The following is a 15,475-nucleotide window of genomic DNA, read 5'->3' as shown; positions in this document are numbered from 1 at the left end:
CCCTGAGAGAAAGCTTCAGCCAAGGCTACCCCAAGGCTGGCCAGCTCCGTTCGGGTTTCGGCTGCGTTGACCTGACTGATAGCATCCGCTGCATTCTCAAAATGACTTTTAACGGCTTTGGCTGTTTTGGCTGTGGCTTCCTCAACCCGTTTTTGCCCGGCAATTAATTCATCGGCGTAATTTTGCCAGAGCAACCTCTGACTTTTGGTTATGGTCTTGGCTGCATGGTTTGCTGTCTTTACCGCATCTCGGCTTTCTTCGGCAAAGCTGTCGTATACCCCAACCAGCGCATCCCGGACATCCTTGGCATCCTCAACCGTCTGCCGGGCAAACTCTCTGGTCAAGCCCTCAAGAAAATCGGTTGTCCCTTTTAGCTTTTCGGCAATGCCATCAAAGCCCAAGGCATCTGCTGTTTCCTGCCATACCCTGACAATGCCGTATAGTATCCCGGTATAGGCTGTAGCAAAGCCTTTAACAATGGCTGTGAAGGTATTGAAAAAGCCCTTTACTGTGGAGCTGGTAAAATCAAAGGCAGTCCGCAGCGCCGCCATGGATTCTGTGATGGTGGTAAAGCCTGATTGGATACTGGTGACAAAGCCATCAACGGTAACTCCAGAGAAGGCATGCTTAAAAGCGTCACCCATGGCAATAAAGGCATCGCTGATCCTTTTCGCCAATTCAGGCAGCTGGCCATTCTGGTTCATCCGCTCAATTTCGGCAGCGATGCCTGCCAGCGACTCTCTGGCATAATCCAGAACACCGCTCTTGGCCACTTCATCCTGGAACTGCTGCCAGCTGTCTTTCAGGTTACTGACATAACCCGACAGCAGACTCATGTTCTTGGCCGCAGCACCCTCGGAGGATTTGCCAATTTCAAGAATCAGCTCCCTCATAACATCCCGACCAATAAGGCCAGCCGAAGACAGCTTTTGCAGCTCCTGAACGTTTTTGCCGGTTACCTTTTGCAGCAAATCCCAAACCGGGATGCCCCGCTCGACCATCTGCAGAATCTCTTCGCCCTGGAGCTTTTGCTTTGCCCATGCCTGACCGACAGCCAGGGAGATCCCGTTAAGCCTTTCCATACCGCCGCCAAGCTTGGATGCCTGATCAACCAGGGCCTGCATGGTGCCATCCATAGGATCAAGGCCGAAGGCTTTGAGCCGAACAAAGGCTTCTGACACTTCTTCCAGTTGATAGGGCGTATTCCGGGTAAAATCTTTAATCCATTGGGTGGCTTGCCGGGCACTTTCAGCCGAACCGGTAACCGCCTCCATCTGCACGGCCAAACGCTCAAACTGGTCACCTGTCTTAAGCACTCCCTGAATACTTCGACTTAAGGCATAAAGCCCTGTGGTGGCCGCTGCCAGACCAAGAAAACGCCGGGTAAGCTTGCCAACCGATGTGCTTGCTGATTCGGCATCCCTGGCCGTCTTTTCCAGGTTGCTGTTACGCAGGGATCTGGCTGTCTGTCTGGCGCTTTCATCCGCCCGTTTGAAGGCGGTTCGGGTGTCGTTTAGCTGCTGTTCGAGCTTGGCCTGCTGCTTCAGGTTTTTGGTCGATAATCCAGCAGAGGACATTGAACCCCGAAGCTTGGCCAGCGCCTCCCGTTGGCGGTTGTATTCGGTATTCGCCTTTTTTACGTCTTTTCGGGCTTTTGCCATGGCCGCTTGCATGGCCTTGGCAGGCGTGTTGGTCTTGCCCATTTCCCGGCCAAGCCTGGCCACCTTATCTTCAGCCTCACGAAAAGCCCGACCGGCATCGTGGGTGGCCTTGGCCTGCTTTTTAAAAGACGAAAGGAGCTTATTCTGGTTTTCCAGTTCCTCTAATTGGCCTTTAAGCTTATTTGCCTCTTGCCTGAAGGCATCCAGGGAAGCCGAGGATTTTTTAACATCCTTGGACAGTAAATCCTTTGCTTTCAGGATTAAGCGAATTGCGGATTGTTTGATATTGGCCATAGTCTTTTATCAAAAAAAAGCCCTTGCTCTTTTAAGGAGTCAGGGGCTAAATTGCAGGAAGCAAACGGGGGTTACTGTGCCAGATCAATCTGCATAAAGGTACTCAGGCCGGAGCCCTCAATGGTACTGTCTGCCAGTACATCCAGTTCCAGTGCGATAGCGGCAAAGTCGTCCGAAATAAAATCAAGGTTCTGAACAGGGGAGAACTTCACCCGATGAACCCGGATATTAAACGGCTTGCCATCCTGTGCATCGTTGAGACCTTCCATAAACAGGACAAACTCTTTGCCCGATTCAATAAGCGCCTGAACCATATTGGTAGCCAGTGGGGTATAGCTCACTTTCACCCCCATGTTATCAATGCCACCACCGCCAATCACCTTGATACCGGATTTAGTCAATTCATAATCATCCCCGGCTGTCAGTACGGTATCCAGATTATCTTTAACCGTAACAGCCTTGGACATATCAGGAAGCTTATGGAAGGGAATAAGCTCGTCAGCAACGCCAAAGCTGGTATGAAGTTCATCTGTGACCACAGTCGTTGAGCCAGCGGCCACAGAGCCACGCAGCGCCATGGACAAGTTTGCAGCGGTAAAGTCATGAGCCGTGAGGCTGGCCGAGATAGAGGATATCCGACTGATGGTATTGCGATTACCACCACCGCCGAGATAGTTTTTCAGCTCCTTTTTATCTTCCTCGAAACTGAATTGAAACTGGCTGACGTTGCCAACCGGCAGCAGGGGAGCGGAATCATCAGCGGGTTTGATGTAGATGCTTCCGGCACCGATAAAGCTACGATCCATCGTAGACATGGTTATCTCCTTAAAAGGAAGGTGGGGTTAGAGGATGACTTCGATCTGCAGTTGCAGGTCAGCAAACGACAAATGGGCATTGCTTGGGGCAATATCGAACTGGGTTTCACTGAAGCTGATATGTCGGGCTTCCGGGGTGAAGCGTTGGCCGGTAGTAAATAACTCTCGAATGGAGCGGGTTAAGTCCAGCAGGGTAAAAGTAGTGTCTTTATTGGTTTTGGCCACGGCACTGATATTGAACGCCATCCGGTACTTTGCCCGTTGGCCCTGGCGTTGCTCTTCATTAATGGATTCCAGCTGCACCAGAATAGCCGGGAGGTCTAAATCCTGTTCTTGACCGGTGGCTGAATAACCCAGCAAAGTATGTTCAGAAATCTGCTTCAGATGGGTAATCAGCTTTTCAATAATCTGTCGTTCAGGGTTCGATGCTGGAGGCGATCTTGAAAACATAGTTTAGTTCCTGGTGGAGCAGATCAGTAAACCGGTTCACCAGCAGTGGGCTGATTTTTGCCAGTGAGGTTTCGACTTCCCTATCGATCCGGACGGTTTTCTTTTCCAGCGGCAAGCCCATCCACATCCACCGGCCTGAGCGTTTGGATTGTTGGTAACGGTGTTGCCAGTTATCCTTGCGCTCAAAGATCAGTTCCCGGGAAGCATTAACCGGCTGCATCAGAAAACTGTTTTCCCAAAAACTGTGACTGCCTACCCGGACACCTCGCCGGGTTTGTCTTGGGTTACCTAGGCGATGGGCACCTACTTCATTAATACCAATCCAGATGGTCAGGTAACGTTCTTTTCTGCCGTAACTTTTATTGAGCCTTACCCGAATTCGGTTCAGTTCTTTCAGTACCTTTTGGGAGACTTTCATCCGTCGGGAGATATCACGCAGCACTTGTCGTTCAGCCCAACGGCTCAGTTTGGACAGGGCTCGCTGAATGGCTTGCTCTGTTTTTTCCGGGGACTGTTTGAACAAGGCGGTGAGTTCTTCAATATCGCCGCTGACTTCCTGTTCAATGAGCATAGATATTCCATTTGGCTAAATAGCCATCGTCTTTCAGTTTTCGGTCCACTTCATAAACCTGACCATTGGCCAACACGGTATCGCCACGCTTCAGGCGGATAGCACTATCCACAGAGAGAACGGTTACCTCTCCCTGGACAGCCTCATACTTGCCAAGCTCTACCAGTTCTTTATTGATAATGCCGCGGGTTTCCAGCGATGACTGATCCGAAAGCGTCAGTAAAACTGACTGCCCAAAGGTTGAAAGAATGGTGTGATCCATCACTTTGAAGGCTTCATCCATTGGAGCAGTCTCCTTGCTTATGGGTTAGCTCATGGTCAGTTTAATCACTGCCCGTGGTCGTAGGTTGATCGGCAGTGGATTCGACTGGGTATGAACAATCACACCCTTCTCAAAATCCATCACCTTCTGCTTGGCATAGCGAGGCAGGCCAATGGTGTTGACGGTTTCGACAAAATCTGCCGGCGCAAACCAGGTCTTGAAGATATCCGCCCCAGTCGGGTAGAGATAAGCTTCATTGGCGGCAACAAAGTCATTGCCACCTACAGAGCCCCGGTACTCTTCCCAATCAATATCCGCAAAACGGAACCGGCCCTTAGGATCGGTACGCAGGGCTTCACCGTCCTGCCAACGCTGGTAGGCTTCTTTTACTGACTTGTGGCCAACCAGCCCATCAAAGAAGTCGGAGCCACAAAACGCATGAAGGCCACTGTAGGGCAGTGCTCCCAAAGCATCATCCACCAGACGACGGGCTTTGACGCCCTGGGCTCGAACGTCAGTGGTCGTGCTGCTGAACTTGAAATCATGGGTTTGCTGAGTAACGCCAAACTCATCAAACAGGTTGTAGAGTATGGTGCTGCCATCGCCATCCAGAATTTCACCCTTGAGCGCCCCCATGCGCAGAAATTCCAGGGTGACCTCATGGTTGGCATTCATCTTTTGCAACCGCTGGTTCACTACGGCCTGCACTCCTTGCATGGCATCCTCACTGCCAAACTGACGGACATTCTGCACTTCTGCTGCAAGAATCGTGCTATCGTGGGGAATATGGGGCACCACAAAGCTGCGCAACTGACGTTTATCGCCAATGGCCTGAGTAGCGGGTGCACCACGCTCGGTAGAGGGCAACAAGCGGAGTTCTCCGTTAATGCTCTCTACCACGACGGTTGTTGTATTGATACCGTTCTTCTGAAAGAGCCCCAGTTGCCCAAGACGACCCGGCTTGTAGTCCATCTCATTGATGGTGGCGGTCAGGCTGGTAAGGCTGAACGCATCGTCATTAAAAATATCCAGCATGTTATCGCTCCTTGATAACGGAAGTTTGTTAAGAGTGAGTTACAGAGGTAAAAATCAGGAAGGGTTATTCACTGCGCAGAATAATATCCAGTCCTGCCAGTTGATCTACAGCTGCTGTCTTTTGCTCATCGGTAATCCCGGCAGGCCAGATCAGCAGACTGTCCACCACTTCTGCCAGACGGGTGATGATCACACCGTCACCACCAGAGGCATCGGTCACCTTGCCAGCGTAGAGAATGCCAGCAGCGGTTTCAGTGCCATCTGAAGCACCTGGATCAAGGGGCTTGAATGCTCCGGTAGCCGATTCTTTGCCGACCACCGTACCAGGCTCCATTGTCAGGTTCGCAGCCAATGGCACCAGCTCACGGCTGATGGTGTTATTGCCTTCAGACACCAGAAATTCACCGGTATAGACCGATTCCGTTTTTACGCTCATGGGTAAAGTCCTTTTGGTTGGAGGATATTAGACAGGGGTTAAGCGCGATTACGCCGACTGTAAATTGCCTGCGTATCTATGGCAGAAGTGGTGGGTTTCAGGCCTTGCTGCTTGGGCGTCAGGGCATTGTTGATGGGTTCATCTTCAGAAGTCAGCAATGCCAACAGGCTGTTCTGCACTTCGGATACCGAGCAGTCGTCTTTTATAAAATCCGCTGCCTTATCCGGGAAGCCTGCTGTCTGGCAGAGGTTCTTAATCTGGTCATAGCTGGCGAGTCGAGCCTTGACCTCATCTTCCGACAGTGCCGCTTTAAGAATTGCAGCGGTTTTTTCCGCATAACCAGCCTGACGGCAAAGATCAGCAATAGCCACAGAATCAACTTGAGGTTGCGGCTCCATCGTCTGATTCTGTGGCGGAGCTGGCTCTGTCGTTTTTTTAGCTTGCTCGATACGTCCATAGCCATCCGGTGTATTACGAAACATGGAGAGATCAAAGCGGGCAGCGGCCTTCACCGGTTCATCAATCTGATCCACCAGGCCCATGTCCAGCGCTTCTTTTGCGGTGAACCAGGACTCCGATTCCATCAGCGCCTTCATTTCTTCTAGGCTATTGCCGGTTCTGGCGGTGTAAGACACAGCAATACTGTCCGCGATCTTATCCATAATATCGGCGGTTTTACGCATGGCTTCGGCATCGCCCTGTGCCCAGCCATAGGGGTTATGGATCATCATCATGGCATTCTCAGCGATGGTGACCGTATCACCGGCCATGGCAATGACACTGGCAATGCTGGCCGCCAGCCCTTCGATGGTGACATGGATATTGGCTTTATGCAGACGCAGGGCGTTATAAATGGCAATGCCTTCAAACACCATACCGCCCCGGCTATTGAGCCGGACATTGATCTCTGAGGCATCCAGATTACGGATGTGATCCACTACGCTCTGTGCCGAAACGCCGCACCAGTCATCAATATCATCGAAGATGAATAGCTCCGGAGTCTGATTGGCTTCGTTTTTAAAGGTGTACCACTGTCGGTTATGACTCATCCCTGTCATCCTTTGCTGGTTGATTGGAAGATTTATGGTTTTCCGGGTCACGGCCATCGCTGTCGTATTTCAGTGAGTGGCTGTCTGCCCGGCGATTATCCGCAGCGATTTCGCCATCCATCTGCTCGCTGTCATAACCCAATTCGCTGACCACCTCTGAGCGGGACTTGAAACCAGAACGCACGGCCATTTTCTGTGCCTGCATATCCTGAACCGGGTGCATATACGGCCAGCCATGGGCGATCCACTTCACCCGGCGATAGGCTCTTGGGTTATTGGCATACTCTGGAATAGCTACCGAACCACTGAGCACCGTCATATCCAACCAGCGGTTCCAGACCGGCCGACAGAACTGAAAGATAATCTGGTTATGCTGAATCTGCTGAATGCGGCGGCGGAACTCATTGATGATCAGCCGCAGTGCCCGGTCACTGACTCCCGCCATATCACCCGACAGCAGTTCATAAGGCAATCCAATACCTGCGGCAATCGCCATTAACTGCTGCTTCATAAAATTGGGATAGTCTGCGGCAGTACCCGGTGGATTATTGAACTCGACCTCTTCACCCGGTGCCAGCTCCTGCATGGTTCCTGGTTCCATCGCCACCATGGGCAGACCATTGTCGCCAAACACCAGCGGCTTGCCGGTCAGAGGATCAATAGAGTCTTGTTCCGGAGATGACTTTTTAATAAAGCCGGTAAACAGGTTGGCAATCTCCTGCCGTAATAGCGTGGCGTCATCAAATTTGTCCAGATGATAGAGTCTGATTAATACCTGAGTCAGTAATGGCTGGCCTCTTAGCTGTCCCGGACGCAGGGCTTCAAATATATGAAGAACATTGTCGGCCTTCACCCGAACCAGTCTGGTGCTGTCAAAAGCAAACTCGGCTGGATGCTCCCCCCGGTGAAAGTAATAAGCGACTCGCATCCCCAGCTTGTTAAACTCAATCCCCGCCTTAATCACATGGCCATTATCCAGTGTTTCGTTATAGCTGATGGGGACAAACTCGGATTCCAGCACCTGCAGTTGCAGGGGAACGGATAAACCGTCTTCCAGTCTGCGGGGACGTAGCCTGACAAAGCACTCGCCACCTTCAAACATGGCACGGGTAATCAGCGATTGCTCGCCAGTGAAACTCAGCAGACCATCAGCGTCCGATTCATCCAACCATTGCAGAAACAGGTTTTGGTTCGTCGCCCTATACCGGCAGCGGTATAGGCTGAGTTTTTGAAACGACGAAACAGGTTGGTGAGCAATCCCATGCTCAAACTCCCTTGGATGAACAGATGCCATACTGCTTCGGACGTTTTTGCTGCTTAACCAATTCCCGTTCGATGGCCTGCAATCGCCTTTCCATTTCAGCAAAGCTACTGTACTCCGTCGACCTTCAAATTCCACGGTACGTGTCTCACGCAGCAGCACTGCCCGTTTCAGAGCCTGGTATTCTGTCTGATCATGGAGGTTATCTCTGAAGGTAGGAGCTGCGGGATGAACGACGGACTGGTTTTGGCTTGTTGCTGGTTTCTTCTAATTCAGGATCAGGCGTATCTTCTGGTGCTGGTCGGCCTTTTGCCAATAAATCCAGATTGATGGGACTACCCTCACCATCCACATCATCGTCGTAGGCATCCACTTCATCCATAAACAGAAAACGGGCAGGCATTGAGCGAAGGCCTGCTGCTGAGTTGGCTCCGGTAAAGATCAGCACACCATTGGGAAACTCCTTGGTCAGCAAAGTATTGCCACTGTCCCGGCTTCTGGGATCTTTCACCTTCTTCCGCAGATCCGGCATTTCATCGATCATCGGAGCAATCCGCTGCTTTGATGTCCGCTTGGCCATATCCAGCGTGGTAAGCACATACATCATGGGACCCGGCGTATGGTCAATCACATAACCAAGCCAGTTATTGCCGCATTCGGTGCCACCCACCTGGGCACCCTTCATAAACACCACCTGCTCAACAGGCGACGATGGTGACAGACAATTCATGATTTCTTTCAGATACGGTGTGCGGGAAGTTCGCCATCGGCCAGCTTCTTTGGTGGCTTTTGCCGGAAGAATCCGTTTCTGGTCAGCTCATTCGGAAACGGTCAGGCGAGTGTCCGGCCTCAGCCCTTTGAAGAAGCCTTCAAAATATGGGCTTTTGACTGACAGGCTATCAACCATTTAAGCAATCTTTGAAGAAACCTAATAATAGGTCTATTATTTGATCTATTAATCAACCGTAAAAGGAGCTAGTTATGGCCTCAGTCCATCCTATTCTCGCTGATGTCAGTGCCGGGATATCCGAACTCAAAAAAAACCCGATGGCTGTTCTGAAAGAAGCCAATGGTGAAACCGTGGCCATCCTGAATCGCAATCAACCCGTGTTTTATGCAGTGCCAGCCCATGTTTATGAAGCTATGCTCGATGCTCTGGATGACCTGGAACTCGCAGCCATCGTCGAAGAACGCAAAAATGATGAGCGGATTCGGGTAAATATCGATGACCTATGAGCTGGATTTTTCTGCACTGGCATGGAAAGAATGGCAGAAACTCAACTCCACAGTGAGAGAACAGTTCAAAGCCAAGCTGCGTAAACGCTTGGAGAACCCTAAAGTTTCCAAAGATAAACTGTCCGGCCAGAAAGACTGCTACAAAATCAAACTGCGAAATTCGGGCTATCGGTTGGTTTATCAAGTCTTGGACGACGTTGTTGTAGTATTTGTGATCAGTGTCGGTAAACGAGAGCGAAGCGAGGCCTATAAAGCCGCTCAAAAACGACTACGGTAAAACCATAGCATTAAGTATCGCTTCCAACTCCTCTTGAAGTAGCTCCCCCACTTTTCCTGGGTCATCCTCTGCCGCCAACACATCCGCCATCCGATCAGGAATGGCCAGCAGTTCATCTCGAATAATCCGGCCTGCCTTGAAAGCATCCTGCTTTACCTTAGCTGCATCGGTCAGGGTACCGCTTTTTTCCTCATACTCCAGCTTGGCCATCTTGGCCTTGAATGCTTCCCGCATGGTGCGGGCAGTGACAAAGTCAACAGCTCCCGGTTGTGTCGGAGCAAGATCGGTGGATTGATCGGAACGGATAAACGTCACTGGGTCATTATTGGCTTTCATCGCCTGTTCAGCCTGCACCGAGTCCACCTTGCCATTTTTCAGTTTCACAATGCCCTTTTTAATCAGCTTGGTGACATAGCCTTTGGTAAAGCCTTGCTCCTGGCAAATTCCGCTTGTGAAATCAGCGCCATGGGAAGTCATACCTACAGCCATCTCATTCAATATGGACATTCGCCCTAAAAAACACTGGCCACTCAACTCTGGATTGTATTGTGCGAACAGCATCCGGAATTTGAGCCGTGGGATTTTCCCGATGAAATCCAATTCCGAAACCTGATAGAGCAGCTGATTGATGACTGGCTTCACCAGCGGATTTCCAGAGAATTAACGATTCGGCAATGGCTGGAAAAGCAGCAGTAACTCAACCGCCACGGATGGCGCTGGTTTCGACAAACAGGTATACCTGCTGTGCCATTTTTGAAACCGGATTTTCTTATTAATTATCAGCCGGTTAATGCCAAAAAGTATACCAAGGGGTAACTCTTCGCTAAAACCATAATTCAAGCATCAAAAGTCATGTATTCAACCCTTGGCAGATGCTTGATATCTCCCCTGAACCTGAATGCACTTCGGGTCAACCCGGCACTCCCTTCAGTCTTGTTCAAGTCAGCTTGACCAAGCAGGAATGCATTGATCTCAAATGGCAGGTCAATCACTATCGGGATCTGTGGGAACGAGCTCGAGATCGTGAGCGCGAATTGACAGCTGCCATTGCCTTGATGAAAAAAGAACATAAGGCTGAAGTCGAGCAACTCAAAACGCAAAACAAAGAACGTAATTCTCAGCTAAGTCACATGAAACATATGGTCTTTGGTCGCTCTACCGAAAAGAAAAGTCGCTCCAAACAAGGTCAGGAAAAACAAAGCAAAAACACTATACGACAACCAACAACCCGTAAACGTGGCCAGCAACCGGGAACTCCGAGCCATGGCCGGAGAAAACATGAGAACCTACCGGTGGTTGACCAGGACGTTGACCTGCCTGATGACGAGAAACATTGCCCCACCTGTCGTTTACCCTTCCATCCTTTCCCAGGCTGTGATCATTGCGATGTTATCGAATTCCGGTCAACAGACAACTTAATTCGTATAAGCAGCGTGGGCTTTATCTGGCCGCAGGAACGATTACCTCTGGCAAGTGGTCGTTTGTATTACTTAAACGTGCAGCGATTTCTTGTTCGGAATGATCCGCAGCAGTGGCCAACACGACAGTTGAGGCTGGAAAAGCAAGTTGAGCTTATAGCCTCTCAGCGGGACAAGGAGCTGACACGCCCAAGGCTGGCTCCAAAGGCAAGGAAAGTGTTGGAGAGCCTGGCAAATCATTGGGAAGCTGTGGCTGACAGGTTATCTTGAAGCTTGCATTGCCAATGACCGGCAACCGCCAGTAGATTTAAGTCAGTGGATTCCCTGACTGATGGATGAAAGTCGCCTCAACGAATTACGAATCCATGACCCGCCTGCCAGCTAAGATCAATCCAGTCTGAAGGTCTTTTAAAGGCAATGGCAAGATAAACCCAGCACTGCCCAAGGATATTAAGTGGCACGATTCTTCTTCTGACTGTGCTGACGATGTGTACGGCAGGCAGGAGCTTTCGATGAACAGCGTTCGATGGTCTGGTCATCCAGAATCATCAAAACCGGTTCGTCTTCGGGCACTTTTGAGCTAACCAATAGTAACAATCGGGCTGCAAGACTTCACCAGCGCCAGCGACCAGTGGCAACCCAGTGATGATAACTGCTCCAGACTTTATCGTACTGAATGGCCAGTAATGCATGAGTCAGGAATCCTTCCCCGGAAAGCATACTACCGATCAGTAATCCACAAAATACGGGCCCAGCCTGGGTAGAAACAGCTTCGGCAAGAAATGTTATATAAAACAATAGTGCTTCTAATAATATGCTTTGCCCTGAAAAAATCATCTCAATCGCCTGAATTTATAGTTCCGTGACGATTGGTTTAGATCAAAAAAAATAGTTCTATTGTACTTCTGAATCTCTAAAGTAGAGTTTGTGGTTGCCATCACTTGAATACTGGTAAACAAACGACCATTGCCAGACAGGTGCACTCTTGACTCAGGGGGTACGACAGTCGTCTTGTTAAAAATGCTGTTTTTTTTTATGGAATTTTCCTTGCTGATTTTTGTCCTACTCACAGTTTTGGGTCATATAGCAGGCTAAAGCGATGGATGGTGTCGGTAGAAACGGGGCAGATGTCCTCTTTAAGTGTTCTTACTGTGGTGGAGGGAATACCGGAAAACTTGGTCGACGTTCAGTGGTCGAAACAAAGTGCGAAAAACATGAAATGGGGCACTTGGAATGTATACGCAAAAATGCTAATTCATTGAATAAACCGGAAAAGTGTAAGTGTGGACCGGGCATGTCCTTGCGTCGAAATGAAAAGCCATTGTTAAAGGATGCCTGTCAAAAGGGGGACTTGGAAGCTCTTAAGTTGGGACTTGAACTGAAACCTGAAGGCGACGTCACTTCTGCTCTTTCCGCTGCAGCAAGAGCGGTAGCTGAAGCTGAAGCTAGTGGGCATACTGATAGCCAGGACTACACCGAGTGCTTCCGGACTTTGTCGAGTGCTATTCAAAATCACGCGGATGAACATAAAAAATTGTGTGCCCAATTAGCAACATTGGCGACAGGAGTTGGAGTGGCCATAGCTGGATTGACCACAGTTGAAGCGGCAGCTTTCAGTGCAAAGTTTGTTGCGCTTTGTGAAATTGTGGGTGAAATTGCGAATATGTATATTACCGGATTTCCAATGGGGACGGTGATGTCGATGGTTGGTTTTGGAACTCTGCTATCTTCGTGGGATCTCTCAGCCTTCCCACATATCATGGCATCTATTTCAGTATTATCAGGTTCGGTATTATTAGGCATTGCTACATCAAACCTGGCACATAACGGAGGTGAAAATATCGGAAAAAAAAGGGGCAACGCCATTTATCTTGAGGACGGTAACACCCCACTGCATATTGCTTCTCAAAACAACGCTTACCAATGCGTGAGAACTCTGGTTGATCAGTGGGCAGGTCGAGATCAGCAAAAATGGAGAATTATAAAATTAGCTTTCTCGACGATCATGAATGCTATTTCCGGTGGCATATCCGCATCTATGCCGGGTTTTATGGAAGGATTAAATGATTCTTATAACGATTTATTTTTTCTGACTCACAGGTGGGATGTCAACACCGCCAATCAGGATGGCTATACACCTTTGCACTTTGCTGCTGAGAATAGTAGCGCCAGATGCCTGGATGCCTTGCTCTGGGCTGGAGCTAACATCAATGCCACTGATAGCAAAGGCTGGACGGCTCTTCACTTCGCTGCTCAAAACGGCTGTGCAGAGTCCGTCAAAAAGTTGCTGGACTGGCCATCTCGCGTCAATATCAAGAATAACGATGGCAATAGGGCTCTCGACCTGGCTTGCTACAATGGCCACATAGAGGTCATCAAGGTCTTGCTGGCCGCTGAAGACGTTAACGGTGCCCTGCGCGAAGCCGCCGAGCAGGGAGAAACGCTGTGTCTTAAACCCCTGATCAACGTGGGAGCAAACGACCTTGACGGTGCCCTGCGCGAAGCCGCCAGGTGGGGGAAAAAGCAGTGCCTTGAACTATTGCTTAACGAGGGAGCGAAAGACCTTTACGGTGCCTTGTATAATGCTGTCCTGACGGGAAACAGTGAGATCCGGGACATTCTGATTAGTAAAGGAGCGGATATTACTACCGTACTGCGCACTCCTGACAGCGAAGATGATTCTATGAAAGCTTTCATTAGCCGGATCATCTCGAGATACATCAATGCAACCGATGAAAGAGGCACAACGCCACTGCATATTGCCGCTGCCAGGGGCCATACCACACGCCTGCAAAAGCTGATTGAAACCAGGGGAGTGGATGTCAATGCCAATGATAGCTATGGCAATACAGCTCTGAGCCTGGCTGCCTGCTGTGGCCACACAGAGGCCATCAAGATATTACTGAACAACTCCGGTACTTGTGGTATCCAAGTGAATGCCAAAAATAGGTTTGGCAATACGGCTCTTCACTTTGCTGTCTGGAATGATCACACAAAGACCGTCAAGGAGCTGGTGTCCGCCAGAGGAATCAATGTCAATGAGAAAAATAACAATGGCCAGACGGCTCTCCACACAGCTGCTTCTGAGGGCCACACAGGGACCATCCAGACATTGCTGACCAAAGCCCCCTCCCTGGCCACAGAGAAGGATAACGGTAGCGAAACGGCTCTCCACACAGCTGCTTTTCGGGGCCAAACAGAGGCCATCCTGACATTGCTGACCAAAGCCCCCTCCCTGGTCACAGAGAAGGATAACGGTGGCTACACGGCTCTCCACACAGCTGCTTCTGCGGGCCAAACAGAGGCCATCCAGACATTGCTGACCAAAGCCCCCTCACTGGCCACAGAGAAAAATAAACGTGGCTTTATGGCTCTGCACTTAGCTGCTCGTTTAGGCCAAACACAGGCCATCCAGACATTGCTGACCAAAGCCCCCTCCCTGGCCAAAGAGCAGGATAACTTTGGCGATACGGCTCTCCATACAGCTACTTCTGCGGGCCAGACAGAGGCCATCCAGACATTGCTGACCAAAGCCCCCTCCCTGGCCACAGAGAAAAATAAACGTGGCTTTACGGCTCTCCACTTAGCTGCTCGTTTAGGCCAAACACAGGCCATCCAGACATTGCTGACCAAAGCCCCCTCCCTGGCCACAGAGAAAATTAACGGTGGCTTAACGGCTCTTCACATAGCTGCCTTAAAAGGCCAAACAGAGGCCATCCAGACATTGCTGACCAAAGCCCCCTCCCTGGCCACAGAGAAGGATAACTTTGGCGATACGGCTCTCCATACAGCTGCTTCTGCGGGCCAAACAGAGGCCATCCAGACATTGCTGACCAAAGCCCCCTCCCTGGCCGCAGAGAAAAATAAACGTGGCCATACGGCTCTCGACACAGCTATTTTTCAGGGACAAACAAAGGCCATCCAGGCCATCCAGACATTGCTTGCTGACCAAAGCCCCCTTACTGGCCAAAGAGGAAAATAACCGTGGCTTTACGACTCTCAAGAGGAAACCGAGAGGAAACCGGGGTCGGGAAACCGGGGTCGGGTCTTGATTCTTGATCTGATCGTCTCACACTTCCACTTCGTACTGCGCCAGATTCGGTGCGGTTCCTTTAATCTCCCCATCTTGGATAAATGCCTTCTGTCGTGCAGAAATTGACTCCCCCTTGACGGTAATTACTGAACCATCCCTTAGCGCGGCCTGACTGGTGCCGTTGCCATTATTGGCGGTAGTGGCAACAACCCGGTCGCTTCCAGATATCAGGGCTTTGAATTGCTGCCAGAGTTTGTGGTTGCCATCACTTGAATACTGGTAAACAAACGACCATTGCCGGGCAGGTACATGCCTGACTCAGAAGTTACGACAGTCGTCTTGTTAAAAATGCTGTTTTTATGGAATTTTCTCTGCTGACTTTTGTCCTACCCACAGTGTTGAGTCAAATAGCAGGCTAAAGCGATGAATAATATCAGACAGAACACGTTCGTATTTAATTGCCCTATCTGTATGGGTGTCTGACCCATCAGAGGACAACTTGGTGGGCGTTCCATGCGGCTTGTTGATAACAGAAGAGGAATATTAATGTCACTGATAACGACGGCGTGACGCCTTTGATAATAGCTGCCTTTTGGGGCAAATTTGATCGACTGACACAGCTGATCGACGCAGGAGCAGATATCAATGCCGCTGCTAACACCGGCACAACGGCACTG

At 50.1% G+C, this 15,475-nt stretch carries 17 protein-coding genes; 5 read left to right on the top strand and 12 right to left on the bottom strand.

Going from position 1 to position 15,475, the window contains the following annotated elements; genetic code table 11:
• The 10 genes from J7438_RS23280 to J7438_RS23235 form a co-directional block, all read right to left on the bottom strand.
• Nucleotides 1–1,955 (bottom strand): tape measure protein (locus J7438_RS23280; RefSeq protein WP_209278466.1); only part of this gene is annotated, 1,955 nt, incomplete at its 3' end.
• Nucleotides 1,956–2,026: 71 nt separating this feature from the next.
• Nucleotides 2,027–2,770, bottom strand: coding sequence for a phage tail tube protein (locus J7438_RS23275; protein WP_209278465.1), 744 nt, complete (start codon nucleotides 2,768–2,770; stop codon nucleotides 2,027–2,029).
• 27 nt (nucleotides 2,771–2,797) lie between these two features.
• Nucleotides 2,798–3,220, bottom strand: a complete 423-nt coding sequence (locus J7438_RS23270) for a phage tail terminator family protein (RefSeq protein ID WP_209278464.1) — start codon at nucleotides 3,218–3,220, stop codon at nucleotides 2,798–2,800.
• Complete coding sequence (locus J7438_RS23265; protein WP_209278463.1) at nucleotides 3,186–3,791, bottom strand: hypothetical protein; 606 nt, start codon at nucleotides 3,789–3,791, stop codon at nucleotides 3,186–3,188. Before J7438_RS23265 ends, J7438_RS23270 begins: the two co-directional genes overlap by 35 nt.
• Nucleotides 3,781–4,074, bottom strand: a complete 294-nt coding sequence (locus J7438_RS23260; RefSeq protein ID WP_209204241.1) for a head-tail joining protein — start codon at nucleotides 4,072–4,074, stop codon at nucleotides 3,781–3,783. Before J7438_RS23260 ends, J7438_RS23265 begins: the two co-directional genes overlap by 11 nt.
• A 24-nt stretch (nucleotides 4,075–4,098) precedes the next feature.
• Entirely contained in the window at nucleotides 4,099–5,088 is a 990-nt protein-coding gene (locus tag J7438_RS23255; protein ID WP_209278462.1) for a major capsid protein, read from the bottom strand.
• 64 nt (nucleotides 5,089–5,152) lie between these two features.
• Nucleotides 5,153–5,524 carry a head decoration protein gene (locus J7438_RS23250; RefSeq protein WP_209204243.1) on the bottom strand — a complete coding sequence of 124 codons (372 nt, stop codon included), beginning with the start codon at nucleotides 5,522–5,524 and terminating at the stop codon, nucleotides 5,153–5,155.
• Between the two features lie 38 nt (nucleotides 5,525–5,562).
• Nucleotides 5,563–6,573, bottom strand: a complete 1,011-nt coding sequence (locus J7438_RS23245) for a head maturation protease, ClpP-related (RefSeq protein ID WP_209278461.1) — start codon at nucleotides 6,571–6,573, stop codon at nucleotides 5,563–5,565.
• Nucleotides 6,563–7,867, bottom strand: a complete 1,305-nt coding sequence (locus J7438_RS23240; RefSeq protein WP_209278460.1) for a phage portal protein — start codon at nucleotides 7,865–7,867, stop codon at nucleotides 6,563–6,565. The genes J7438_RS23245 and J7438_RS23240 overlap by 11 nt, the downstream gene beginning before the upstream one ends.
• A 169-nt stretch (nucleotides 7,868–8,036) precedes the next feature.
• Nucleotides 8,037–8,636, bottom strand: coding sequence for a phage terminase large subunit family protein (locus J7438_RS23235; protein ID WP_353620180.1), 600 nt, complete (start codon nucleotides 8,634–8,636; stop codon nucleotides 8,037–8,039).
• A 179-nt stretch (nucleotides 8,637–8,815) separates the two neighbouring features.
• Here J7438_RS23235 and J7438_RS23230 point away from each other — a divergent pair, with 179 nt between their 5' ends.
• Nucleotides 8,816–9,070: a type II toxin-antitoxin system Phd/YefM family antitoxin gene (locus J7438_RS23230; protein WP_163373296.1), complete on the top strand. Its 255-nt coding sequence runs from the start codon at nucleotides 8,816–8,818 to the stop codon at nucleotides 9,068–9,070.
• Nucleotides 9,060–9,347, top strand: a complete 288-nt coding sequence (locus J7438_RS23225; protein ID WP_163373295.1) for a type II toxin-antitoxin system RelE family toxin — start codon at nucleotides 9,060–9,062, stop codon at nucleotides 9,345–9,347. Before J7438_RS23230 ends, J7438_RS23225 begins: the two co-directional genes overlap by 11 nt.
• On the opposite strand, the gene J7438_RS23220 is transcribed toward J7438_RS23225, so the two are convergent.
• Nucleotides 9,339–9,989 (bottom strand): hypothetical protein, encoded by a 651-nt coding sequence (locus J7438_RS23220; RefSeq protein ID WP_209278459.1) that lies wholly within the window; start codon nucleotides 9,987–9,989, stop codon nucleotides 9,339–9,341. The genes J7438_RS23225 and J7438_RS23220 overlap by 9 nt on opposite strands.
• Nucleotides 9,990–10,219: 230 nt before the next feature.
• On the opposite strand from J7438_RS23220, the gene J7438_RS23215 reads away from it, so the two are divergent.
• A complete protein-coding gene (locus tag J7438_RS23215; protein ID WP_209278458.1) occupies nucleotides 10,220–11,035 on the top strand; it encodes a hypothetical protein in 816 nt (271 codons plus the stop codon).
• Between the two features lie 77 nt (nucleotides 11,036–11,112).
• Here the strand turns inward: J7438_RS23215 and J7438_RS23210 are convergent, their stop codons facing one another.
• On the bottom strand, nucleotides 11,113–11,304 hold the full coding sequence (locus J7438_RS23210) for a hypothetical protein (protein WP_209204579.1): 192 nt from the start codon (nucleotides 11,302–11,304) through the stop codon (nucleotides 11,113–11,115).
• A 1,034-nt stretch (nucleotides 11,305–12,338) separates the two neighbouring features.
• Here J7438_RS23210 and J7438_RS23205 point away from each other — a divergent pair.
• Together J7438_RS23205 and J7438_RS28490 are read left to right on the top strand one after the other, a co-directional pair.
• Complete coding sequence (locus tag J7438_RS23205; protein WP_209278457.1) at nucleotides 12,339–14,747, top strand: ankyrin repeat domain-containing protein; 2,409 nt, start codon at nucleotides 12,339–12,341, stop codon at nucleotides 14,745–14,747.
• Between the two features lie 617 nt (nucleotides 14,748–15,364).
• A partial coding sequence (locus tag J7438_RS28490; RefSeq protein WP_353620179.1) for a hypothetical protein occupies nucleotides 15,365–15,475 on the top strand: 111 nt, incomplete at its 3' end.

The organism is Thalassotalea sp. G20_0, from assembly GCF_017744175.1.
Taxonomy (GTDB): domain Bacteria; phylum Pseudomonadota; class Gammaproteobacteria; order Pseudomonadales; family Endozoicomonadaceae; genus Endozoicomonas.
Note: the sequence above shows the minus strand (reverse complement) of the source record. Positions and strands in the feature narration are given on the sequence as shown.